The organism is Burkholderia sp. PAMC 26561 (assembly GCF_001557535.2).
Lineage (GTDB): Bacteria > Pseudomonadota > Gammaproteobacteria > Burkholderiales > Burkholderiaceae > Caballeronia.
On the sequence record NZ_CP014306.1, the window covers coordinates 1,005,257 to 1,027,471 of the forward strand.

The 22,215-nt window shown below is 59.7% G+C and carries 22 protein-coding genes and 1 pseudogene; 6 read left to right on the forward strand and 17 right to left on the reverse strand.

Annotation, left to right across the window (positions count from 1 at the left end):
* Positions 1-75 precede the first annotated feature (75 nt).
* From ggt to AXG89_RS04815, 6 genes are read right to left on the reverse strand one after another with little or no spacing between them, the layout of a single operon-like run.
* Positions 76-1,713, reverse strand: a complete 1,638-nt coding sequence (ggt, locus tag AXG89_RS04790; protein ID WP_062168220.1) for a gamma-glutamyltransferase — start codon at positions 1,711-1,713, stop codon at positions 76-78.
* 48 nt (positions 1,714-1,761) lie between these two features.
* Positions 1,762-2,625 carry an ABC transporter permease gene (locus AXG89_RS04795; protein WP_062000538.1) on the reverse strand — a complete coding sequence of 288 codons (864 nt, stop codon included), beginning with the start codon at positions 2,623-2,625 and terminating at the stop codon, positions 1,762-1,764.
* Positions 2,625-3,569: an ABC transporter permease gene (locus AXG89_RS04800; RefSeq protein WP_062168222.1), complete on the reverse strand. Its 945-nt coding sequence runs from the start codon at positions 3,567-3,569 to the stop codon at positions 2,625-2,627. Before AXG89_RS04800 ends, AXG89_RS04795 begins: the two co-directional genes overlap by 1 nt.
* A gap of 7 nt (positions 3,570-3,576) precedes the next feature.
* Positions 3,577-5,079, reverse strand: coding sequence for an ABC transporter substrate-binding protein (locus tag AXG89_RS04805; RefSeq protein ID WP_062168224.1), 1,503 nt, complete (start codon positions 5,077-5,079; stop codon positions 3,577-3,579).
* A gap of 16 nt (positions 5,080-5,095) precedes the next feature.
* Positions 5,096-6,193: an ABC transporter ATP-binding protein gene (locus AXG89_RS04810; protein WP_062168226.1), complete on the reverse strand. Its 1,098-nt coding sequence runs from the start codon at positions 6,191-6,193 to the stop codon at positions 5,096-5,098.
* Positions 6,190-7,230 (reverse strand): ABC transporter ATP-binding protein, encoded by a 1,041-nt coding sequence (locus tag AXG89_RS04815; protein WP_062168228.1) that lies wholly within the window; start codon positions 7,228-7,230, stop codon positions 6,190-6,192. The genes AXG89_RS04810 and AXG89_RS04815 overlap by 4 nt, the downstream gene beginning before the upstream one ends.
* 130 nt (positions 7,231-7,360) lie before the next feature.
* On the opposite strand from AXG89_RS04815, the gene AXG89_RS04820 reads away from it, so the two are divergent.
* Positions 7,361-8,224: a LysR substrate-binding domain-containing protein gene (locus tag AXG89_RS04820; protein WP_062168229.1), complete on the forward strand. Its 864-nt coding sequence runs from the start codon at positions 7,361-7,363 to the stop codon at positions 8,222-8,224.
* Between the two features lie 166 nt (positions 8,225-8,390).
* Positions 8,391-8,666: a hypothetical protein gene (locus AXG89_RS04825; protein WP_062000544.1), complete on the forward strand. Its 276-nt coding sequence runs from the start codon at positions 8,391-8,393 to the stop codon at positions 8,664-8,666.
* Positions 8,667-9,040: 374 nt separating this feature from the next.
* Here AXG89_RS04825 and AXG89_RS04830 read toward each other — a convergent pair whose 3' ends face one another.
* From AXG89_RS04830 to AXG89_RS04855, 6 genes are read right to left on the reverse strand one after another with little or no spacing between them, the layout of a single operon-like run.
* Positions 9,041-9,400 carry an L-rhamnose mutarotase gene (locus AXG89_RS04830; protein ID WP_062168231.1) on the reverse strand — a complete coding sequence of 120 codons (360 nt, stop codon included), beginning with the start codon at positions 9,398-9,400 and terminating at the stop codon, positions 9,041-9,043.
* A gap of 2 nt (positions 9,401-9,402) precedes the next feature.
* Entirely contained in the window at positions 9,403-10,521 is a 1,119-nt protein-coding gene (locus tag AXG89_RS04835) for a mandelate racemase/muconate lactonizing enzyme family protein (protein ID WP_062168233.1), read from the reverse strand.
* A 38-nt stretch (positions 10,522-10,559) separates the two neighbouring features.
* On the reverse strand, positions 10,560-11,411 hold the full coding sequence (locus AXG89_RS04840) for a carbohydrate ABC transporter permease (protein ID WP_372237031.1): 852 nt from the start codon (positions 11,409-11,411) through the stop codon (positions 10,560-10,562).
* Positions 11,412-11,424: 13 nt separating this feature from the next.
* Positions 11,425-12,366 carry a carbohydrate ABC transporter permease gene (locus tag AXG89_RS04845; RefSeq protein ID WP_062000547.1) on the reverse strand — a complete coding sequence of 314 codons (942 nt, stop codon included), beginning with the start codon at positions 12,364-12,366 and terminating at the stop codon, positions 11,425-11,427.
* A gap of 28 nt (positions 12,367-12,394) precedes the next feature.
* Positions 12,395-13,726 carry an ABC transporter substrate-binding protein gene (locus AXG89_RS04850; RefSeq protein WP_086386343.1) on the reverse strand — a complete coding sequence of 444 codons (1,332 nt, stop codon included), beginning with the start codon at positions 13,724-13,726 and terminating at the stop codon, positions 12,395-12,397.
* Between the two features lie 36 nt (positions 13,727-13,762).
* Positions 13,763-14,827, reverse strand: a complete 1,065-nt coding sequence (locus tag AXG89_RS04855) for an ABC transporter ATP-binding protein (RefSeq protein ID WP_062168239.1) — start codon at positions 14,825-14,827, stop codon at positions 13,763-13,765.
* Positions 14,828-15,044: 217 nt separating this feature from the next.
* Between AXG89_RS04855 and AXG89_RS04860 the strand changes: the two genes are divergently transcribed.
* Both AXG89_RS04860 and AXG89_RS04865 read left to right on the forward strand, forming a co-directional pair.
* The gene (locus AXG89_RS04860; protein WP_062170285.1) at positions 15,045-15,836 is read left to right on the forward strand and encodes an IclR family transcriptional regulator; all 792 of its coding nucleotides are present in this window, start codon (positions 15,045-15,047) and stop codon (positions 15,834-15,836) included.
* Positions 15,837-16,068: 232 nt separating this feature from the next.
* Positions 16,069-16,623 carry a carboxymuconolactone decarboxylase family protein gene (locus tag AXG89_RS04865; protein WP_062168241.1) on the forward strand — a complete coding sequence of 185 codons (555 nt, stop codon included), beginning with the start codon at positions 16,069-16,071 and terminating at the stop codon, positions 16,621-16,623.
* Between the two features lie 9 nt (positions 16,624-16,632).
* Here AXG89_RS04865 and AXG89_RS04870 read toward each other — a convergent pair whose 3' ends face one another.
* Together AXG89_RS04870 and AXG89_RS04875 are read right to left on the reverse strand one after the other, a co-directional pair.
* Positions 16,633-17,607: a VTT domain-containing protein gene (locus tag AXG89_RS04870; RefSeq protein WP_062168243.1), complete on the reverse strand. Its 975-nt coding sequence runs from the start codon at positions 17,605-17,607 to the stop codon at positions 16,633-16,635.
* 55 nt (positions 17,608-17,662) lie between these two features.
* Entirely contained in the window at positions 17,663-19,675 is a 2,013-nt protein-coding gene (locus AXG89_RS04875) for a bifunctional DedA family/phosphatase PAP2 family protein (protein ID WP_062168245.1), read from the reverse strand.
* Positions 19,676-19,910: 235 nt separating this feature from the next.
* Here AXG89_RS04875 and AXG89_RS41980 point away from each other — a divergent pair.
* A pseudogene (locus tag AXG89_RS41980) lies at positions 19,911-19,982 on the forward strand (DUF2934 domain-containing protein); the annotation flags it as partial.
* A 134-nt stretch (positions 19,983-20,116) separates the two neighbouring features.
* Here the strand turns inward: AXG89_RS41980 and AXG89_RS41985 are convergent.
* Positions 20,117-20,434, reverse strand: a complete 318-nt coding sequence (locus AXG89_RS41985) for a hypothetical protein (protein ID WP_205583073.1) — start codon at positions 20,432-20,434, stop codon at positions 20,117-20,119.
* A 431-nt stretch (positions 20,435-20,865) separates the two neighbouring features.
* Between AXG89_RS41985 and AXG89_RS04890 the strand changes: the two genes are divergently transcribed.
* Positions 20,866-21,252 carry an H-NS histone family protein gene (locus AXG89_RS04890; RefSeq protein ID WP_062168251.1) on the forward strand — a complete coding sequence of 129 codons (387 nt, stop codon included), beginning with the start codon at positions 20,866-20,868 and terminating at the stop codon, positions 21,250-21,252.
* Between the two features lie 94 nt (positions 21,253-21,346).
* Here AXG89_RS04890 and AXG89_RS04895 read toward each other — a convergent pair whose 3' ends face one another.
* Together AXG89_RS04895 and AXG89_RS04900 are read right to left on the reverse strand one after the other, a co-directional pair.
* Positions 21,347-21,655 (reverse strand): hypothetical protein, encoded by a 309-nt coding sequence (locus AXG89_RS04895; protein WP_075357273.1) that lies wholly within the window; start codon positions 21,653-21,655, stop codon positions 21,347-21,349.
* Positions 21,656-21,771: 116 nt separating this feature from the next.
* Positions 21,772-22,056, reverse strand: coding sequence for a hypothetical protein (locus AXG89_RS04900; protein ID WP_083637493.1), 285 nt, complete (start codon positions 22,054-22,056; stop codon positions 21,772-21,774).
* Between the last annotated feature and the right edge of the window lie 159 nt (positions 22,057-22,215).

Genomic DNA, 22,215 nt, shown 5'->3' on the forward strand with positions numbered 1-22,215 from the left:
CAGCCAAGTGTAGGAGCGACGTCTTGATACAGGTGCTACCGGAATGCGATAAAAGTAACCGAGCGTATCTTGAAATTAGAACCCGGCCGCCAAACCATCCCTCCGGCTATCGCTCGCAGCCACATAACCACGCTCGGGATCGTTGCGATCCAGCTTCCAGATGTACTGGCCCGAACCGAAGTCCATATAAGGATCATCGACCGATTTGATCGTGTGGCCGTACCCTTGCAGCGCCTTCACCGTATTAACGTCGAGCGTCGCTTCGACATCCACCGTGAAATCGCGATTGACCTTCCAGCGCGGTGCATCGCAGGCGGCTTGAGGCTGTTGGCCGTAATCGAGCATTCGCACGATGGACTGCAGATGCCCCTGCGGCTGCATGTCGCCGCCCATCACGCCAAAGCTCATCACCGCTTCTTCCGTGCCGTTCACCTTTTGCGTGAGGAACGCCGGAATGATGGTGTGGAACGGACGCTTGCCGCCTTCCACCACGTTCGCGGATTTCGGGTCCATCGAAAAACCGAAGCCACGATTCTGCATGGCGATACCCGTGTCCGGTACGACCACGCCCGAACCAAAACCCATGTAGTTCGACTGGATGAAACTCACCATCATGCCGCGCGCGTCCGCCACCGACATATAGATGGTCCCGCCCGCCGGCGGCATGCCGAAGTCGAAATGCCTGGCCTTGTTCGAATCGATGAGCTTCGCGCGCTCGGTGAGATATGCGTCGTCGAGCATTTGCTCGGGCGTGACGTCCATGGAGCGCGGATCGGCGACGTACTGGTAGACATCGGCGAAAGCAAGCTTCATGGCTTCGATCTGCAAATGCTGCGACTCGATTTTATCGACGGTCAGCGCCTTCACGTCGAACTTGTCGAGAATGCCGAGCGCGATCAGCGCCGCGATGCCCTGCCCGTTCGGCGGAATTTCATGCACGGTATATCCGCGATAATCCTTCGAGATCGGCTCGACCCAATCCGCCTTGTAATTGCGCAGATCGTCGGCGGTCATTGCGCCGCCGCCCTGCTTCGCGAACGCCGCGATCTTTTCGGCGATCTCGCCTTCGTAGAACGCGCGCGGACCTTTCTCGGCAATGGTGCGCAGCGTCTTCGCGTGCCCCGGATAACGCATCAGTTCGCTGATTTCAGGCGCGCGGCCGCGTGGCATGAACGTCTCGGCGAAACCGGGATAGTCCTTCAACTCGGGAATGGCGGCCGCCCATTTATAAGCAACGATGCTTGCCACCGCGTGACCACGCTCGGCAATTTCGATAGCCGGTTCCATCAGATCGGCGAACGGCAGCGTGCCGAATTTCGCGTGCAGCGCTTCCCATCCCGCGATCACGCCCGGCACTGTCGCTGCGTCCCAACCACGCTTCGGATTATTCGCGATGCCGTTCTGCTCGCCATACTTGTTCTTGAAGTAATCGACGTTCCACGCCGCCGGCGATACACCCGACGCATTCAGCCCGTGCAGTTTCTTGCCGTCCCAGACGAGCGCGAACGCGTCGCCGCCCAGACCGCACGATACTGGCTCGACCAGCGTGATCGCTGCTGCGGCGGCGATGGCGGCGTCGACCGCATTGCCGCCCTTCCACAACATGCGCAAGCCCGCTTGCGCAGCAAGCGGATGCGAAGTGGACACGATATTGCGCGCGAACACCGGCAAGCGCGGTGTCGGATAGGGGTTCTGCCAGTTAAAGCGGGTCATGGGAAACTCGTCTCTTTGATTAGTGAAAATGTTGGGGTTCGACAGTGTTCAAAGCTCGCGCGGATCGAGCGCGTCGCGCAGTCCGTCGCCGAGAAGATTGAAGCCGAGGACCGCGAGAAAGATCGCAATGCCCGGGAAAATCGACATCCAGGGCGCCTGGCTCACGAAGTCCTTCGCGGTGTTCAGCATCGATCCCCACGAAGGCGCCGGCGGCAATTGCCCAAGCCCCAGGAACGACAGGCTGGCTTCGGCAATGATCGCCATGGCGACGGTGAGACTCGCCTGCACGATGATCGGCGGCAGGACGTTCGGCAAGATGTATCGGACGATGATGCGGAAATGCCCGAGCCCGATTGCACGCGCGCCTTCCACATAATCCTCCGCTTTGACGCTGATTGCCTGGCCACGTGTCAGGCGCACGAAGCGCGGCATGGCCGAGACACCAATGGCGATCATCGCGTTGGTGAGGCTTGGGCCAAGGAACGCCGCCAGCGCAATGGCGAGGATCAGGAACGGGATGGACAGCAGGGCATCGGTAAAGCGGGAGATGACGCCATCGACGAACCGGCCGAAGTAGCCCGCGAGCAATCCCAGCGGCACGCCGATCACAACGGCGATTCCCACCGATACCACGCCCGCCAGCAACGAAGCCCGCGCGCCCCAGAGCAAACGCGTGAGGACGTCGCGGCCGAGTTCGTCGGTTCCGAACCAGTGACTCGCCGAGGGTGCCTGCCGAACTGTCATGAAACTCGCCTGAATGGGATCGTAGGGCGAGAGCCACGGCGCGAACACCGCAACGAGAATCACGAGCAGCACGATCGCCGCGCCCGCAACGGCCGCGCGATTGCGCATGAAGCGGCCGAGCGCGCGGTTGCGCTTACGCGGCAAGGCAGTTTCCACGATAGTCGCCATCAGCTTCTCCTCAAGCGCGGATTGAGGAGGATGTAAAGAACATCCGCGAACAGATTCACCACGATAAACCCGACCGCCGTGACCAGCACCACGCCCTGGACCACGGCGTAATCACGATTGAAAACTGCATCGACAACCAGCTTGCCGAAGCCCGGAATGGTGAATACTTGCTCGGTCAGCACGGCGCCCGCGAGCAACTCGCCGAACAGCAACGCAAGCACCGTGACGATGGGAATCAACGCGTTGCGAAAGCCGTGCTTCACGACCACCGTGCCTTTCAACAACCCCTTCGCACGCGCCGTACGAATGTAATCGCTGCGCAAGACGCTGAGCATTGCGCTGCGCGTATGCCGCATCAACTGCGCGCCGAGCGCCGCGCCGAGCACGAACGCGGGCATCAACATGGTCTTGATGCTCAGCCAGAAGTCCTCGACAGGCGACACGTATCCCGACGACGGCAACAACTGCCATTTCACCGACACCACAAAAATCAAAATGATCCCGAGCCAGAAATTCGGTATCGACATGCCGGTGAGCGCGAGAATATTCGCGCCGTAGTCGAGCGCCTTGCCCTTGTTCGCCGCCGATAAAACCCCGAGCGGAATGCCGATCCCGATTGCGATGATCATCGCCATGACGGCGAGTTGCAGCGTCACCGGCAACTTCTGCGCGATGAGCTTTGTCACGGGAACATCGGTACGCAACGACGCGCCCAGATCACCATGAAAGATGTCCCGTACCCAAAGCGCGTATTGCACGGGCACGGGTTCATCGAGGTGATACTTGAGGCGCAACGTTGCGATGACTTGCGGATTCTGGTCTTCGCCGGCCATCGCCAGAACCGGATCGCCGGGAAGCATTTTTTGCAGGCCGAAGATCATCATCGACACCAGGATCAGTGTCGGGATCGCGACGAGCGCACGGTTGGCGATGATTCGCAACATGAACGGTTTATCCCTTGATGCTTACGCCGCGCAGACGAATCAAGCCGTCAGGGTAAGGCGTGAAGCCCTGCACCTTCCTCGACATTGCGTACGGCCACGGCTGTGCGTAGAGATAGATGATCGGATCTTCGTCGGCCAGGATCTTTTGCGCGGCATCGTAGGCCGTCTTGCGATCGGCGACGGTCGACTTCACGCGGGCATCGTCGAGCAGCTTGTCGACGTCGGGATTGCAATAACGCCCGTAGTTCAGATTGCCCTTGCAGGTCACGAACTGATGCAGGTTGCCATCCGGGTCCGTGCGGCCCGACCAGCCGAGATAGAGCAATTCGAAGTCGCCCTTGGTCGATGCGTTGAGCGCCGCGGCGTAATCGGTCGGACGCAATTTCAGGTTGATGCCGGCCTCGGACAACATGGCTTGCAGCATCTGCGCCATCTGGTTCGATACCGTGTTATTGCCGAACGTCAGCTCCACGTCGAGCTTCTCGAAACCCGCCGCCTTGAGCAACGCTTTCGCCTCCGGGATATCACGTCTGGTGGTCTTCAGCGATGCATCGAAGTACGGGCTGTTCTTCGGGATCGCCTGATTGATCGGCGCGAAGATGCCGCCGCCGATGACCTGATTGATCGCATCGCGGTCGATTGCCAATTCGAACGCCTCGCGCACACGCTTGTCCTTGAACGCCTTCGGGGCACGCGCGCCGTTCGATACGTTGAACGTAAGGTCGTAGAAGCCTAAGCCGCTCATCGAAATGAAGTTGAGGTTCTTGTCGCTTTTCACCGATGCCACGTCGGAAGGTGCAAGACGTTCGAGCATATCGAGCGAACCGGAACGCAGGTTCGCAAGACGCACGGTGCTGTCCGGAATCGGCTGGAAGATGACCTTCTGGATCGGGTATTTGTCGGCGTCCCAGTAGCCCGCGAATTTCTCGAGCACGACGCGGTCGTTCTGCACGCGCTGCACGAACTTGTACGGGCCCGAGCAGACCGGATGCGTGGACACGCCGGCGTCGTCGGTCAGCGTCTTCGGCGCGAGCATCATGCCGGCGCGATCGGTGAGCGTGGCGAGCAGCGCGGCGTCAGGCGCTTTCAAAACGATGGCGACGGTGTTTGCATCGACAACATCCACATGATCGATCGATGCCAGCTCGCTTTTGCGATTGCTCGCCGGCATGGAGCGCGAACGGTCGAGGTTCGCCTTCACGGCGGCGGCGTTGAACGGTTCGTCGTCGTGGAACTTGACGCCCTGCCGCAACTTGAACGTGAGTGTCTTGTTGTCGGCGCTCATGCTCCACGAGGTGGCGAGCATCGGCACGATCTTCAGATCCGGGCCAATATCCACCAGCGAATTGCACAGCGAACTGAACACGATCCGGTCGACCACCTGGCTGCTTCGCGCCGGATCGAGCGTGCCGATATCGTCCTGCAGACCAATACGAATAGTCGAGCTTGTCTGAGCCATCGCAGCACTCGTGCTTGCCGCAAGCGTCGCGGCCAAAAGAAGTTTGCGCATCTGGAATTCCCCGTTTTTATCGTGTATTCGAATGTTCTTTGAGCGCGCCATCTACAGCCGTCTGACGCTGCCGATACACCGCGAGCCGCTCGGTCAGCTTCGGACTCACGATGGAAACAAGCGGCGCGCCACCGCCCGCGTTCTGGATCTCGCGCCAGAAGTGGCAGGCCACGCGATGCCCGTCCGGCCGAGTTTCGTTGACCGGCTGTTCGTCGGCGCAACGTGCTTTTGCATGCGGGCAGCGCGGATGAAAACGGCAACCGGAAGGCGGAGAAGTCGGGCTCGGCAAGTCACCCGTGAGCGATGCCTTGCTACGGCGCTGACGCGGACTGCTCGCCGGGATCGCCTGCAATAATGCTTGTGTGTAGGGGTGCAAGGGTTGATCGAAGAGATCGTCGACGTCCGCCATCTCCACGATCTCACCCAGATACATCACCGCGACGCGGTCGCTCATATGGCGGATCACCGCGAGATCGTGCGCGATCATGATCAGCGTGAGGCCGAGTTCCTGCTTCAGCGACTCGAGCAGGTTGATCACTTGCGCCTGCACGGAGACGTCGAGCGCGGACACGGGTTCGTCGCCCACGATCAATTTCGGCTCGCCAGCGAGCGCGCGAGCAATGCCAATCCGCTGGCGCTGGCCGCCCGAAAATTCATGCGGATAGCGCTCGGCATAACCCGGTTGCAGACCGACCGTACGCAGCAACTCGGCGACGCGTTCCTGCAGCGCCGCGCTTTTCGCGAGGCCATGCAACGCAATCGGCTCGCCGATGATCTGGCCCACCGTCATGCCCGGATTCAGCGATGCAAACGGGTCCTGGAAGATGATCTGCATCTCGCGGCGCAGACGCCGCATTGGCTCGGTGCCAAGATGCGTGATGTCCTTGCCCTGATACATCACGCGTCCTTCGGTGCTGTCTATCAGGCGCAGCAACAGGCGCCCGAGCGTCGACTTTCCGCAACCCGATTCACCGACGATGGCAAACGTCTCGCCCTGCTGCACGGAAAACGAGACGCCGTTCACGGCGTAGACGGTCGGCGCGCGCGTGAACATGCTGCGCGTGCCGCCAAAGTGTTTGGTGAGTTCCTGCGCTTCGATGATCGGCGGGTTCATGCGGCGGCCTCGTCATACAAGGCGACGGTCTCGACCGGCGCGACCCAGCACGCCACGCGATGCGAACCGTCGATCGTCTTGTCGGGCGGCGCCTGATCGATACACCGCTGCTCCACAAACGGACAGCGCGGCGCGAAGCGGCACCCCTTCGGCATCTGTTCGGGCGACGGCACCGAGCCGCGAATCGTCGCCAACGCCCCTTCGCGTTTTCCCACCGATGGAATCGCGCCCATCAAACCGATCGTGTACGGATGCTGCGGGTCATCGAAGATCTCATCCACCGATCCGTACTCCACGATCCGCCCCGCGTACATCACGGCGACGTGGTCCGCGACTTCCGCGACCACGCCGAGGTCGTGCGTGATCAGGACCATCGCCGTGCCGGTTTCGGCCTGCAGGTTGCGCACCAGCAAGAGAACCTGCGCCTGGATGGTGACGTCGAGTGCGGTCGTGGGTTCATCGGCGATCAGCAGCTGCGGGCGATTGGCGAGCGCCATCGCGATCATCACCCGCTGACGCATGCCGCCCGAGAGTTCGTGCGGATACGCGTCGAGCCGTTTTTCAGGCGCGGGAATACGCACGAGGCGCAGCATTTCCAGCGCTTCCTTGCGCGCCGCCGCACCCTTCAATCCACGATGCCGCTGCACGCACTCCGCAATCTGATGCCCGATGGTGAACGCCGGATTGAGCGATGTCATCGGCTCCTGGAAGATCATGGACATGCGGTTGCCGCGGATATCGGCGAGTTCGCGTTCGGTGAGCTTGAAAAGATCGCGGCCGTCGAACAGCGCTTTTCCCGCGACGATATTCGCCGGCGGGCTCGGCAGCAAACCCATCATGGCCAGCGACGTGACGCTTTTCCCGCAACCCGATTCCCCGACGATGCACAGCGTCTCGCCCGCGTTCACCGAGAACGACACGTCTTCAACGAGATTCGGCACATTCACAGCGCGCGAGAATTTCAGCGAGAAACCGCTGACTTCGAGTACGGGAGTTTCCGTGGGCTGATTGAGAGGCGGCTGATTCGACGTCGACAAATTTCAATACTCCGCTGCACGACAAAAGGGATGCTCTTCACCAAACTTTCATCATCATTATGTCGGGCGCGATGCATCAGGAAATATTAAACTTTCTTTTCGACACTTAAAATTAACTTGAGTAACGCCGATGCCCACTATCCGGATGCTGAAGACCTTTCGCGCGGTCGCTCGGACTGGCTCTTTTGCCGCCGCCGCCGACAAGGTGGCGCTCACGCAAGCGGCTGTCAGCCTGCAGATGCGCGGTCTGGAACACGCGCTCGGGCGGCAGCTCTTCGATCGCAGCGCGAGGCAGGTCGTGCTCAGCCGCCAGGGCCGCGAAATCCGATCGAAGGTCGAGCAGATCCTCGATCTGCTCGACGAACTTGAAGCCACACCCGCGGATTCCATGCAGGGACCGGTCGCGATTGGCGCGGTGGTATCGGTGATCGGCGCATTGTCCTTGGGCGTGGCGCAACTCAAGACCGCGCACCCGGGGCTCGATGTGAGGTTGTTATCGGCGCGGTCGGACGAACTCACGGTGATGGTCGAGCAAGGTGAAGTCGATATCGCCGCCGTGGTGGCGCGGCCCGACCAGACGCTGCCCGACACGCTGAAATGGACGCCGCTTTACACGGAGAGGCTGATGCTGATCGTCAGCCGCGAAATCACCGATACCGATCCGCAGCGCATCCTGGCGTCGAACGGGTTCTTGCGGTTCGACCGGCGCGTGCGCACCGGCGTGGTCGTGGATCAGGCGCTTACGGCGCTCGGGCTGGAGGTGAAGGAGTATCTGGAGCTGAACTCCATCGAAACGATCGCGGCGCTGGTCAGGAAGAACGTTGGGGTGACGGTATTGCCGGAGCTGCATCGCGCGGGGTGGCAGGCGGACCCGTCGCTGCGGTTGATTCCAATTGCGCACCCGCCGATCCTGCGTACTGTCGGAATGATCGAGAGGGCGTCGTACGGCCGCAGCGGGATAACGGCGGCGATTATCGAGACGCTCCACGGCTAGATTTGTAGGCGTATCCCGTCATCTCATTATTCGTCTATCCCGAAAACTGATTTGCGCCTATCGAATACAATAAACCGATAGTAAGGGTATACACTGCATTTCATCGACGCAGTGAGCAGAACCAACCAGCCACTGCGCCCCTTACAACGAAATATCGGAGCGCATCATGAAAAAGAACCTTATCGCCACGTTGTTGATCGCCACTTCCGCAGCCTTGGCTGCACCCGCATTCGCAAGCAGCGGCTACGGCCCGGCACCGTCGTATAACCCGACGGTCGGCGCACCCGCCTCGCAGCGCGGCCAAAGCGCACAAACCGTTGCCGCTGAAAACGCACAATCGGCTGCTGATGCCAAGTCGTACGGTGGCGTGCAGGACACGCAATCGCAATCGGGCAGCCGAGTTCGTGCGAACCCTACGCAGTCGCTGTACTCGCATAACTAAGCTCGATGAAATTGCGTGATATCGCGATCGTCAGCGTGACCCACATCCGCGACTAACGCAAAACGTAGGAAGCGGTAACGCCGATGCCGGATGGACTACAAGTTCATCCGGCGTCGGCTTTTTCATTGCAGGAAAAGATTGGGTAAGGCGTGCACGGCGCCGCGAGCGTGGCTTAATGTTGCCTTAAGGATCGCCGCTTACAGTAACCACATAACCCCCTGTTGTACCCCTCTTAGGCCGCCTAGCGGCCTTCTTTTTTGAGTCCGCAAAAAATGAAAACGCTTTGGCGATTGTGCGTGGTGGCGGGTTGTCTTATCGGCGGCGTGGGTGTTGCGGTCGGGCTCTTCTCGCTGATCCTGCACATTGCCTGAGCGTCACGCGTCTCTCATCTGCGCGTTCATGTTGAACGCCAGTTTCGTTGGTTGCCATTCCCTGGTCGTTGCATTCGGCAGCGGCTTCTGAAAACTTCCCATCAGCGCGTTCCATTCGGTCACTCGCGGATGAGCATCGGGACCGGCGACGAGTTTGCCGAAGCTGAAATCCGGCTCCGTTTCAATCAGCATCACAAGCCGCGTGTCGCGCCGCCAGATCGTCATATCGACAATCCCGGACGCCTTCAACGCGTCCAGCACTTCGGGCCAGACAGCTTCGTGATAAGCATCGTATTGCGCGATGACCGCAGGGTCATCGCGCAGATCGAGCATCAGGCAATGGCGTGTAATGGACGCGCTCATCTTCAGGCGGCCGCGCGGGCATCCACACGAACATGCGTGCGTTGCGTCCCCTGAATGGCGTCCCAATCCCAATCGATACCAATGCCCGGCTCCATCGGCGCAACCGCGTAGCCGTGTTCGATCCGAACCTGCTTGCCCGTCAACGAATCTAGTTGCGGAATATATTCAAGCCACGTGGCGTTCGGCACCGCCGCGCACAAGCTCACGTGCAACTCCATCAGGAAATGCGGACAGATCGACACGTTCATGGTTTCCGCGAGATGCGCCACTTTGAGCCACGGCGTGATCCCGCCGATGCGCGCCACGTCCGCCTGCACGATCGAGCAGGCATCCGCTTTCAGATAGTCGCCGAACTGCCCCGGGTGATACATCGATTCGCCAACCGCAATCGGCGTTGAACTTGCCGCGTTCAGACGCTGATGCGCGGCGATGTATTCAGCGGGCATCGGTTCTTCGAGCCACGCAAGACGCAGCGGCTCGAAAGCATTCGCGCGACGGATGGCTTCGGACAGCGTGAAACCCTGGTTGGCATCGACCATGATTTCGAAATCATCGCCCATTGCTTCGCGCACGGCGGTCAGCCGGCGCATGTCCTCGGCCAGATGCGGCCGGCCGACCTTGATCTTCGCGCCGTGAAAACCGGCGTCGCGTGCCTGGAGGGTCTGATCGACGAGTTCCTTCGCCGATAAATGCAGCCAGCCGCCCTCGGTCGAATACGTGCGGGTGCGCGGTTTCGCGCCGCCCGCCGCGATCCACAACGGCACGTTCGCCACGCGCGTATTGCGGTCCCACAGCGCGGTGTCGATAGCGGCGAGCGCCAGGCTCGTAATCGCGCCGACGGCCGTTGCGTGCGTATGAAAAAACAGGTCACGCCAGATTGCTTCGTATTCCGATGGATTTCTTCCGATGAGTTTCGGCACGAGATGGTCGTGCAGCAACGCGACGATCGACGACCCGCCCGTGCCGATGGTGTATGTATATCCCGTGCCCGTGCTGCCATCGCTGCAATGGATCGTGACGAGCACGGTTTCCTGGACCACGAACGACTGGATCGCGTCCGTGCGTTTGACCTTGGGTTGAAGATCGACCTGACGAATGTCGACGGTATCGATAGTTGCCATTTCTTGTTTCCTCTAAAGCCTGGGTTCAACCGATTCGGTCAGCCTTTGACGCCGCCGAGCGTCAGCCCCGCGATCAAATGTTTCTGCACAATGAAGGTCAGCACGATTGCCGGAATGATGATGATCACCGCCATCGCGCACATGCCGGCCCAATCGACCGAAAATTGCGCGGTGAAATCCATGAGCCCGACTGGAAGCGTTTTTGTATCGGGGCTTCGGCATAACTGCGTGGCGAGCGCGAACTCGTTCCAGCTCGTGAGAAACGCAAAAATCCCCGCCGATGCAATGCCGCTTTTTGCGAGCGGCAACTCGATGCGCCAGAAGGCTTGCCAGCGATTGCACCCGTCGATTTGCGCTGCTTGCGACAGCTCGATCGGCACTTCACGAAAGAAGCCGTCGATAAGCCAGATGGTGAACGGCACGTTCATCGCGAGATAAACCACGATCACGCCAATGCGTGTGTCGAGCAGACCTGTCCATGCCCATAGCATGAAGATAGGCAACGACAACGCAATGCCCGGAATGGCGCGTGTCAGCATGAGCGTGACGAACATGACCTTCTTGTGCTTGAAGTCGAAACGCGCGAACGCATAGCCGCCGAGTACACCGACGGCGAGCGCTGCGACCGTGCTCACGCACGAAATGATCACGGAATTGACAAAGTACTGGCTGATGGGCAGCGACGCCATTTGTCCGTAACCAAACATGCTCTTGAAGTTATCGAGCGTGTAGCTCGAACCCGCGAACGGCGACTGATTGGAAAGAATCGCCACGTTCGATCTGAATGCATTAAGCACCACCCAAAGCCCCGGCAGACAGATGACGGCCATGACGATGAACACGCCAAACCACATTGCCGACTTGCGCATGAATGCGCCCTTGATTGCCATATCGCTCATAGTGTCAGGCAGGCCCCATGTGTTTGCGCGCACCGCTCAGCTTGCGGAAAAAGTACAGCGTGAAGAGGATCGACACGAGCACCGATACATACGCAATCGCGTTTGCGTAACCCATGCGTGAATCGTCGTAAGCAATTCGGCCGACCATCGTCCAGAGCAACTCGGTGCGTCCGCCTGGGCCGCCGTTGGTCATGATGCGAACGATGTCGTAAGCGCGGCCGACATCGAGTGAACGAATCGTCATCGATATATAAATGAACGGCATCAGGTAAGGCAGCGTCACATAGCGGAAGGTCTGCCATGACGTGCAGCCATCCACCTTCGATGCTTCTATGGGGTCCTTCGGCAACGCCATCAAACCCGCGAGCAGGATCACGGCGAAGATCGGCGTGGAGTTCCAGACCTCCGCCGCAATCAAAGATGCAAGCGCCGAGTTTGCATCGACCAGGAAAGGGAATGCCGACTTAGCGCCAAACAACGTCTGCATGAGGTTGTTCACAATGCCCGTGCTGTCGTTGAGCATGAACTTGAACTGGAAGCCAACTAGCACGGGCGAAAACATCATCGGAAACATCATCACCGTGCGCAACGCGCGCTGCCCTTTCGTCACTTGATTGAGCAACAGCGCAACGCCGAGACCGAGCACGAGTTCCAGATTCAACGCGACGGTGAGGAACAAGATGGTGCGTCCGAACGCGGCCCAGAAGTCCCCGTTCGCAAACGCGCGTTCGTAGTTGCGCCAGCCAATCCAGTGCGACAGCGTGTCGGGATCGGTCAGGCGATACGCCGTGAAGCTCGTATAAAACGAGAACAGCAGCGGCAGCACGACCACCAGTCCGACCGCGAGGAACGCGGGCAGAAGCAGCTTGATCGGCAGCGGAATGCGCCAGCGCGGTGTTGCCAGAGCGGGTTCGCCGCCGATCGAATAAGGCGTGTTGGATTGCATCGAAAGCCTGATGATGTTTGGTCGAGCGTTACTGGTCCGCCGCGTCCTGCATGATGTCGGCGACTTTCTTCGCGGCTTTGTCGAGCGCTTGCTGCGAGGTTTCATCGCCGATGATCGCCTTCTGCAATTCCGGCCACAATGCGTTGGAAATTTCGTTCCATTGCGCAATGCGCGGCGGCGTGAACGAGTCTTCCTTCGCGGCCTGGCTGAACGTCGCCACCGCGTCCGCCATGAAGTGATCGTCCTTGGCCTTGAACTCCTGCACGATGGCCTGCTGCGCATCCACGCGCGAAGGAATGGAGCCGAGCCGCGCCTCCACGAGTTGCGAATCCTTGCTCGTCAGGAACTGGATAAAACTCGCTGCAACATCAGGCCGCGCACACACTTTGGTGATCGAAAAGCTGTGCGAGCCGGACCACCCTGGGCGCTTGTTCGCAGCACCCAATGGCGCACGGACCACGCCCACATTTCCGGCGAGCTTCGACGTCTTCGGGTCGTTATAGAACGATGCGAATCCCGGCCAGTCGAGATCGAGCGCGACCTTGCCCGATGCAAAGTTGTTACCGAGATCGTCCCAGACGTAGCTCGGAACGCCCTTCGGAACCACGCCGGTTTTGTACAGGTTCACGAACCAGTCGAGGGTCTTCACGCCAGCCGGCGAGTTGAATGTCGGCTTCATTTTTGCATCGAATAGCTGACCGCCGTTGGCAACCAGCAATGAATAGAACGTGCCTGTCAGCGCTTCGTCCTTACCCGGGAATTGCGTGCCATAGAAGTTAGGCGCCTTGGTGAAGAAGGTCGCTTGCTGCGTGAACTCGGCAAAGTTTTTTGGCGGCGCCAGGTCCTGCCCGAACTTCTTCTTGTATGCATCGCGATTGGCGGGATCGGCGTATGCAGTCTTGTTGTAGTAAAGCGCTTCAATGTCCGTCGATCGCGGGATCTGTACGAGCTGGCCCTTGACTTCGGACTGCTTCAGCAACGCGGGCGCAAACGCCGAAAGATAGGTTGCCGGGAACAGGCCCTTGAGGTCACGAAAGATGGGATATTGCGCGGAGAAGTTCGTATGATTCGACGACACGCAATAGTCGATATGTTGCGAAGCGATGTCCTGCTTCAATTCACGATCCAGCTCGAAGTGACTCTTGCGCGAGATGATCTCCACCTTCGCGCCGGTCTCTTTTTCCCACAACGGAATGCGCGTATAAAGCGCTTCGTATTGCACGCCGCCGATCAGCTTCACGCGTAGCGTATAGCCTTTGTATTCGTTATCGGCGCGTGCTCCGGTCGTGGCGACCAGTCCCGCCAAAGCCAGCATGGATACGGCGATCTTCACTGCGGTTTTCATTGAATCCTGGCGCACGATGCGTCTCCTTTGTTATATGTCTTCGCTCGGTTCTCAACGCAGCCTGCGGCTGGTGTCGGTATCGAAGATCAGGGTGTTGTCGAGTTCTGCGGCCAGCCGGACGTTCTGTGCGGGCTTGAGCGGCAGGCGTCCGTTCACGATCACGCAGCAACGTTGTCCCGCGACGGTGCCGAACAATTCAGTCGATGCACCCGTCGGTTCCACCACGTCCACATTGAATGGAAGGCCGCCGGCATCCGCCACCAGAAGATGCTCGGGACGCACGCCGACCGTCACGTCCTGTCCATCGCGAGCGTTGACGACCGGCACTTGCAACGAGAAATCACCGAAACGTACGCGCGCTCCGCCGCCTTGCAGTTCGTATTTGCCTTTGAAGAAGTTCATGGAAGGCGACCCGATGAAACTCGCCACGAACAGGTTGTCCGGGTCATCGTAGAGTTCGAGCGGCGCGCCGATCTGCTCGATCACGCCGCCATTCAACACCACGATGCGATCCGCCATGGTCATTGCCTCGATCTGGTCGTGCGTCACGTAGACCGTCGTTGCGCGCAGACGTTGATGCAGCGCCTTGATCTCCGCGCGCATTTGCACGCGCAGCTTGGCGTCGAGATTGGACAGGGGTTCATCGAAGAGAAACACCTTCGGGTCGCGGACGATTGCGCGCCCCATTGCCACCCGTTGACGCTGGCCGCCCGACAAATGCCGCGGATAACGGCCGAGCAAGTCCTGAAGCCCAAGAATGGTCGCGGCCTGATTGGCGCGCGCCGCGATTTCATCGGGCTTCAGATCACGCAACTTCAGCGCAAACGTGAGGTTCTCCAGCACGCTCATATGCGGATACAGCGCGTAGTTCTGGAACACCATCGCAATGTCGCGATCCTTCGGCGGCAGGTCGTTGACCACGCGTCCGTCAATAAGAATCCGGCCCTGCGTCACGCCTTCCAGTCCGGCGAGCGCGCGCAGCAATGTCGACTTGCCGCAACCGCTTGGTCCTACGAGCACGAGGAACTCGCCGTCCTTGACCGTCAGGTCGATCTGCTTCAACACCTGCACGGCGCCGAACGATTTCTGCACCTGCTTGAATGCCACTTCAGCCATCAGCGTTACCTCGTTTGTCGACCGGCGTCAGCATGTCCGCGCATCTCGCAGACTCGTTTTCCACCGATGCAAATCATTTTAAAGATAAAACGGTCTTTCATAGATGAATTTACGTCGGTGTTTTCCCGAGGATCGCATGCGCGCGTTTTCGGCCGGAGATGCCGCTTTTCCCGGTCTACAATCACGCCACGCAGGTACGCACAACTTTGGAGGGATCTTGGACAACACGCGATATTCGGCGCCGGCGCTCGAGAAGGGGCTGGACATCATCGAATTGCTGGCGGGTCATCCGGAGGGGTTGTCGCTGGCGGATCTCGGCAAGACGCTCGGGCGCACTACAGCGGAAATCTTTCGCATGGTCGTGACGCTGGAAGCGCGCGGATATCTCCTCGCGATAGGCGATCGATACGTGTTGTCGCTCTTGCTTTTCCAGCTCGCGCATAGACATCAGCCGGTTCGATCGCTCGTGACTACCGCGCTGCCCTTGATGACGCAACTCGCCAACGACGTGCGGCAGTCGTTCCATCTATGCGTGTATCAGGACGGCCGCGTGTTGATTGTCGCGGGCGTGGAAAGCCCGGAACGTTTTGGATTTTCGTTGAAGGTGGGCACGTTGATCGGCATGACCGATACCGCTTCGGGTCAGGTCCTCATGGCGTTCCAGGAGGAGCTTGAAAGAAAGCGCATGTTGAAGCTCCACGTTCCGGTAGACGGTGAACTTCCCGTCGATGCAAAGCAGCTCGCCGCCGATCTCGCGCGAATCCGCGAACGCGGACACGCTCGCATGCCGAGCCGGCAAGTCAGGGGCGTGAAGAATCTCGCCTACCCGGTGTTCGGACGAACCGGTCACGCCATTGCCACGTTGACGACGCCGTTTATAGAACGGATCGATAATGCGCCCGTACCCGCCATGAACGAAGTCGGCGAACGGATGAAAGCCGCAGCGCAAACGCTGACCGAATTGATGGGATTGAATGTGTATTGGGAACCGGGCGCGAGCGGCAGTTGAAATGTGCATTGCGTGCTTGAGCTTTCATGAGCAGCGCCGCCGACGACAGGACGTCTCGCCACGTCCAGCCGCCGGCACACGCCACCTCTCCCCTCGGATTTGCTGCTCCCCGATACTCCGATGCTTTCCTGAGCTGATGTCAGTTTGTCCCCGTCGCATCGTTGACTGTATTTAGCCACGCGCGTGCAGTTGGCGCATCCCCACATATGTATGGATAGGAATGGAGCCAGCCATGACAACCCGCCTTCCCGAGTTCGATCCAGCCCTCGCGACCGACGAGCAAAAAGCCGTGCTCGATGAAATCCTTTCCGGTCCTCGCGGCAATCTCAATGGTCCGTTTCTCGGCTGGATCCATAGTCCGGAGCTGGCGCAGCACGCTCAACGCCTCGGCGCGTTCTGCCGATACAAAACGGGCTTGCCGCTTCGGCTTTCAGAGCTTGCCATTCTGGTTACCGCGGCGCGCTGGCAGTCTCAGGCAGAGTGGTACATTCATTATCCGATCGCGCTCGAAGCGGGTCTTCCGGCCGCGATCGCCGATGCCATCCACGACAACCGGCCGCCCGTTTTCGAAGACGCGGACGACGCCCTGATCTTCGATTTCGCCACGCAGCTCTTCGAAACAAAGCGCGTCACGGACACGACCTTCGATCAGGCGGTGGCGCGCTTCGGGCACGTAACCGTGATCAACCTCGTCGGCTTGCTCGGCTACTACGCGCTCGTTGCAATGACGCTGAACACCTTCGGCATGCGCGCGCAAGGACAAACCACGTTGCCGTTTCCCGAGTAACTCAAATACTCAAGACCGCACCATCGACGAATCCATCTCACCGAACTCAAGCGGCAATGGTTCGACGGGATAGCCGCGCCGGACCCATTCGTCGAGCCCGCCGTACAACGCCCGGACATTCACAAAACCCTTCGCGCGCAAGCGGCGGCAGACTCTGCGGGCGGTGACATCGTTGGAATGGGAACAGTACACAACAATCGCGCTTGCCCGAAGCGATCTGTCGATGGTTCCGGGCGAGTCCGGATCGAGCAATCTCGCGCCCGGAATCCGCACGCTCTGCTCGTCGCGATCGGCGTGCTTGCGTGCATCGATGATCAAGGGCGGCGAAGCCGATTTCATCATGCCATCCAGCTTGCGCGCCGTAACGACTCTGCGGCGCAGCCAACGCCTGATGCGCCAGCGCAGCACGAACCGATAGATCAAGTAGAGAAGCGCCGCCGCTGCGAGGACGTCGAGAATAGACGCGCCGTATGGCCGCAACACCATCAGCAGCATGGCAAGTTGCTGCTCGAAAAGCGCGCCGCCCAGCAACCAGAATGAAGCCCATACGATCGTGCCGACCGCATCCCATGCAACGAACCTGACCGGCGAAATCACGGTCGTGCCCATCAGCGGCGGTGTAATGAGCGCGAGTCCCGGAACGAACTTCGCCACGGCGACGATAGCAATGCCAAAGCGCTCGAACAGGCTGCGTGTGGTGCGGATGCTTGCATCGACGGAAAGCGAGCGGCGCGCGAAAAAATCCGTGAGACGCGCGCCGTAGATCCGCCCCGCCGAGAACCACGCGAAATCGCCGATCAACGCCGCCACCACGGCCGCGAGCAACACGTGCGAAAACGCGAGAAGACCGGCCGCGATCGCAGAACCCGCAAACAGAAGCACCGGGATGATCGGCAATGGCACGCCAAGCCGCGTCACGAGCACGTTGACGAAGACCACGGCGCTGCCCCAGGTGGTGATCGCCGACGGTGGAATCTGAATCAAGTGGCCGTCTCCCGAAACCCTTCATTACGCGATACGCGCGTCGCAACCGGCGCGTTCAATGTCCTTCCGATGCAACCAGCGTGACCGGAATGCCACCGCAACCGGCGCTTCTCGCGACCTCCAGGTCGTGCCACGGCGATGTATCGTTGTGGGTTGCAATCATCGACGCAAGGCCTTTGTCCGGTCGCAAGACATTGAACGGCCACGTGGGACGCACGAGCCGCTCGTGAACCAGCGCACCGAGCCAGATGGGCGTGGGCGACTGGCCTCCATGATGCTCGACCACAAAGTTCGTCGGCCAGAAGCGCAGGACGTCGCGCTCGTCCGCGCTCAGGTGCGCACGCGTGAAGACGAGCGCCGACGGTTCGCCGTTGTTCAGACGCGGCAGCACGGGCAACTCGGTCGCCGTGGCAGTGGGCGACACCAGAGACAACACGCTGCGGGCTGTTAGATGCGTGCCTTCCGTCCATCCTCGATCCTTCAGTTGCGCGCTGATTTGCGCGGCCGTTGCGCTCCATTGAATGGTGATCGGTTCTCGCCGGTCGCCATCCATGCTGGATCGATAGCAAGAAAAGGTCCGCCATACGGTATCGGTCCATTGCATCGCCGTTACCTTCGTCGGCGCCGGCGCCGATTCGTGCGCCGTCGCCTGAATGCTCGCACCGGATTGCAACACGACGCTTACGCCGACCAGCGTCAAAACGATGATAGGCATCGCCGGACGCGCGGGCGGTTTCGCCGGATACCGCCACACGGCGGTCAGCGCGATCAGGAAGACCCATGTCGCCGCCAATGCGGCGCCACCGACGGCATCGGAGAACGTAAAGTTGCCGAAGTAAACGCCCGCGAACGCGACTGAAAACAAGATGGCGACGGTTGCCATCGCGGTGAGGATTCTCGCGACCATCCCCACCCGGCGCGCGATCAGGAACGCGAGGAATCCATAAATGACGACGCTCGCCGCAACGTGATTGCTTGGAAATGCGCGCAGCCCGGACGCGATTTCGCCCGGCAGCGGATGCAAGGTCGTGATCTGGATTGCGAGGATCAGCAATTGTGAAAAGGCAACGGCGGTCAGCCAGTACGCCATGGTGCGCCATCGACGCTCGAGCGCCATCCACACGACCACGAGCACGGTAAGCGCGCCGAGCGTCGGAACGCTGCCAAGCGTCGCGAACACGGCAAGGACGGCATCGCCCCATGACGACCGGAAGGCCTGGAGGAACCGGTACACCGATACGTCGACCTGAACCAGCGGATCGCCGTGCGACACGTCGTGCAGCGTGGAAAAAAATACGCTCGCCGACACCAGCAACAACACGGAGATGACAGCAATAAGCGCCGCGGCCTGATGCTTCGGATCGAGCACGCCGAGCACCACGCGTCCTGCGAAACCCCGGTCATGGCGACGCGCCCAGTCGAGCACGTTGCGCCGCGAAGTGTCGGTCCAGGCGCGCGCATGAGACACGAGCAGCGTGGTGAGCTTGAGTGTGAGCCAGGTCACCGCGACCGCGATCGCGAGCAGGACGACGAGCCTGAACGATACGGCGCCCGCAAGTTCTATCGATGCCCCGAAGACAACGCCAGGCAGGATATGCAAAGGCGCCCATATCAGCGCGGAGAGAATGTTGATTGCGAGAAAGCGGGTCGAGGGCATGCCTAGCATGCCGGCGACCACGGGCACGACCGCACGCAATGGCGCGATGAACCGTGCAAAGATCACGCTCTTGGCGCCATGCTTTTCGAAGTAGCGCTTGCCAGCCGCCAGCATGCCGGGATGCGTTCGAAACGGCCGCAATTGCGCGATGCTGTTCTTGTAGCGGCATCCGAACCAGTAACTGGCGGCGTCGCCGGCAACCGCGCCCGCGATGGCGCATGCGAAGACCCAGCCAAGATTGAGCACGCCGGTGCCAACCAGTGCGCCGGCCACGAACATTGCCGTGCTGCCGGGTATGAATGTGCCGATGAACGCTATCGATTCAAAAAATGACGCGAGCACGACGACCGTCAGCGCCCACCCCGGGTGGCCGGCCAGGACATGCAGCAACTTGAAATAGGCATGCTCCATCTTGCGTCTCCGGACCCTGCGCTTTTGTCGGATTCTAAGGCTGTTTAGGTTGGCGGGAGAGGGGTATCGATCTGGTCATCCATACCCGGTAACTCTGACTTTAAAGCGTCTCTTTGCCGTGCTATCAAGCAAAAATGTCTGCGCATGGAATGCTCATTGCTCAAGAGAAACATCACACAAGCAAAATGCTGCTCCTGTAACATAAATGCACGATTATCCCGTTACGGTTAACTGAATGGAAAATAAATCATTGGAAGAACGCCTTCGTCTGCAGGCTTATCATCTGTGGGAAGCAGATGGCCGTCCACATGGACGCTCCGACGAGTATTGGCAACGAGCGCGCGAACTCCTTGAACGCGAGACATCGGCGGATAGCGCAAGTGGTGCGCCTGCCAAGAAGACTACGCGGACCAAATTGAACGCGGCGCCTGTTAATACGGATCACGTCGACGCGCCGAAAGCCAAACCCAAAGCGGCAAGCAAACCGGTCGCCAAGAAAGCCGCAAAGCCCAAGGCCGCGGATGCAGCTGAGAAGAAACCAAAGGCTGTAGCCGAAGCGCCGGCCAAGCCGGCCAAGAAGGCCGCGGTAAAACCGAAAACCGCCACCGACGCAAAGCCTTCCGGGAAGGCGGCGCCGAAGCCAGCAGCTAAAGCGACAAAGGCAGCCGCTAAAGCTCCGAAGAAATAAAAAACAACACTTGAGCCGCGATGTTTTATCGGCGAATGGCAGCGCGTTTTGCGCTGCGTTTCATGGAGCAATCATGCGTAAGGTTTTAGCCGCAGTTTTATTGATCGCGGCCGCAAGTGCGATCGTGCCAACAGAGGCAAGTGCACGGCCGCATCAGGAATGCCGGCGCGTCTGGGTTCATGGTCATTATGTGCGGCGCTGCCGTCCAATTCCGCCGCCGCGGCATCACCATCACCGGCCGCCGCCGCGTCACCGTCCGCCGGCGCATAGGTACTAAGCCGTTTCCAGCGATCCGCGTTCAGCGGGTCGCTGCTGTCTTGCCATCTATGAATCCAAAGAATCAAGTGCTCACAGCGCGCAACTAACCTTGTCTTCAGTATCTGCAAATAAACGCAACGAATCCGCAGATACATTGGCAATTAAAATCAAGACAGTTTGAGTCTCTTCCGCAATGAGTAAGCGCGTGGCATAGTGCGGAAAATGACTTCTTAAGGAACCCAAAATGCCTACCCTTGAACAGATTCAGGCCAAGCTGAAAAAACTCAAAGCGCAAGAGGAGACGTTAATTACAAAGCGCAATCAAACGGTCCTCAACGATATCCGCAAGCTCATGGACAAACACGGTCTGACGACCGCTGACATAGAAGCCCACGCTTCATCGCCTGCGAAACGCCGTGGACGTCCGGCGGGATCGACGGCAAAACCCAAGGCAACGCGATCCGTCAAAGTGAAATCCGCAAGCAATGGCACGCTGCCCGCGAAGTATCGTGATCCCAAGACTGGCGCTACGTGGAGCGGATGGGCGCGGCCGCCCGCCTGGATCAAGGACGTAAAGGACCGGACGAAGTATTTGATTGATGGCAGTGCTGGAAACGGCACGGAAGGCTAACCGGCGGACAAAAGCTTCCAGAATCTGGTCAAAAGCTTCTGACGCACGGGAGCGGCAGTATTGAATAATAAAAGCCGCTCAAGTTGACCCGTCTTTACCGATGCCCACCACCACCGCCTCCGTGCCCACCGCCGCCCCCATGCGCGCCACCGGACCATTGGCCACCGTGGCCGCCATATCCGCCGCCGTGCCCATGGCCACCCCAGTAACCGCCATGACCACGGTCGTAATGACCGCCGCCCCATCCGCCGCCGATATAAACGCTGCTATATGCAGGCGCGTAGCCGTAATAACCAGGCGCGGCGTAGCCTGGACCGTAAGGCTGGCCATATCCGTAACCCGGCGCGACAACGCAGCCGCCGAGCGAAGCCAGACAAAGTGCTAATGCAATTGACTTGAGCATGTGATCGTCTCCCGTACTTATTAAATAGGAACCGAATACCGTTGCTTAGTTCAAGCGCAATTGTGTCCTTGGATTACGATACCGAGCCGGTTGCCGGGGAATGACCCCGTATTGCATTACTGCACGGTCTTGGAAGCGCCCGGAGCGTTGTTAGGTGCCATGGCGTCCATGCTCGTGCTTTTGTCCATGGTTGGGTTTTGCGCAGTACTGGACGTGACACTATTGGTGCTCGATACCGGATCGCCCCAGTGCGTCATTCCCGCCGTCGCCGCTCCATGCGCATTTCCGCCGCCGGTACCGCCCTGACCGTTGCCGCCACCTTGTGCGAATACCACAGCCGAAGCACACAGCGAAGCAACCGAAACGCCCGCCACCACAACTCTCAGCATTGCCTTTTTCATGGATGTTCCCCTTAAGGCGCGAGTGCGAAATTGCGTCGCGTCAGAGCTCTATACGTGGCTTACAGGACGCTGGATGCAGCGTGGGAATTTGAAGTTTCATTTCGGATTGGCATGACTCGCGCAAAGGCAAAAATAAATCGCGCTGCAAGAGCGCGATTT

Coding starts and splice junctions, on each gene's coding strand:
- ggt (WP_062168220.1), bottom strand. CDS start 1,713: ATGACCCGCTTTAACTGGCAGAACCCCTATCCGACACCGCGCTTGCCG.
- AXG89_RS04795 (WP_062000538.1), bottom strand. CDS start 2,625: ATGGCGACTATCGTGGAAACTGCCTTGCCGCGTAAGCGCAACCGCGCG.
- AXG89_RS04800 (WP_062168222.1), bottom strand. CDS start 3,569: ATGTTGCGAATCATCGCCAACCGTGCGCTCGTCGCGATCCCGACACTG.
- AXG89_RS04805 (WP_062168224.1), bottom strand. CDS start 5,079: ATGCGCAAACTTCTTTTGGCCGCGACGCTTGCGGCAAGCACGAGTGCT.
- AXG89_RS04810 (WP_062168226.1), bottom strand. CDS start 6,193: ATGAACCCGCCGATCATCGAAGCGCAGGAACTCACCAAACACTTTGGC.
- AXG89_RS04820 (WP_062168229.1), top strand. CDS start 7,361: ATGCCCACTATCCGGATGCTGAAGACCTTTCGCGCGGTCGCTCGGACT.
- AXG89_RS04825 (WP_062000544.1), top strand. CDS start 8,391: ATGAAAAAGAACCTTATCGCCACGTTGTTGATCGCCACTTCCGCAGCC.
- AXG89_RS04830 (WP_062168231.1), bottom strand. CDS start 9,400: ATGAGCGCGTCCATTACACGCCATTGCCTGATGCTCGATCTGCGCGAT.
- AXG89_RS04835 (WP_062168233.1), bottom strand. CDS start 10,521: ATGGCAACTATCGATACCGTCGACATTCGTCAGGTCGATCTTCAACCC.
- AXG89_RS04840 (WP_372237031.1), bottom strand. CDS start 11,411: ATGGCAATCAAGGGCGCATTCATGCGCAAGTCGGCAATGTGGTTTGGC.
- AXG89_RS04845 (WP_062000547.1), bottom strand. CDS start 12,366: ATGCAATCCAACACGCCTTATTCGATCGGCGGCGAACCCGCTCTGGCA.
- AXG89_RS04855 (WP_062168239.1), bottom strand. CDS start 14,827: ATGGCTGAAGTGGCATTCAAGCAGGTGCAGAAATCGTTCGGCGCCGTG.
- AXG89_RS04865 (WP_062168241.1), top strand. CDS start 16,069: ATGACAACCCGCCTTCCCGAGTTCGATCCAGCCCTCGCGACCGACGAG.
- AXG89_RS04875 (WP_062168245.1), bottom strand. CDS start 19,675: ATGGAGCATGCCTATTTCAAGTTGCTGCATGTCCTGGCCGGCCACCCG.
- AXG89_RS04890 (WP_062168251.1), top strand. CDS start 20,866: ATGCCTACCCTTGAACAGATTCAGGCCAAGCTGAAAAAACTCAAAGCG.
- AXG89_RS04895 (WP_075357273.1), bottom strand. CDS start 21,655: ATGCTCAAGTCAATTGCATTAGCACTTTGTCTGGCTTCGCTCGGCGGC.
- AXG89_RS04900 (WP_083637493.1), bottom strand. CDS start 22,056: ATGAAAAAGGCAATGCTGAGAGTTGTGGTGGCGGGCGTTTCGGTTGCT.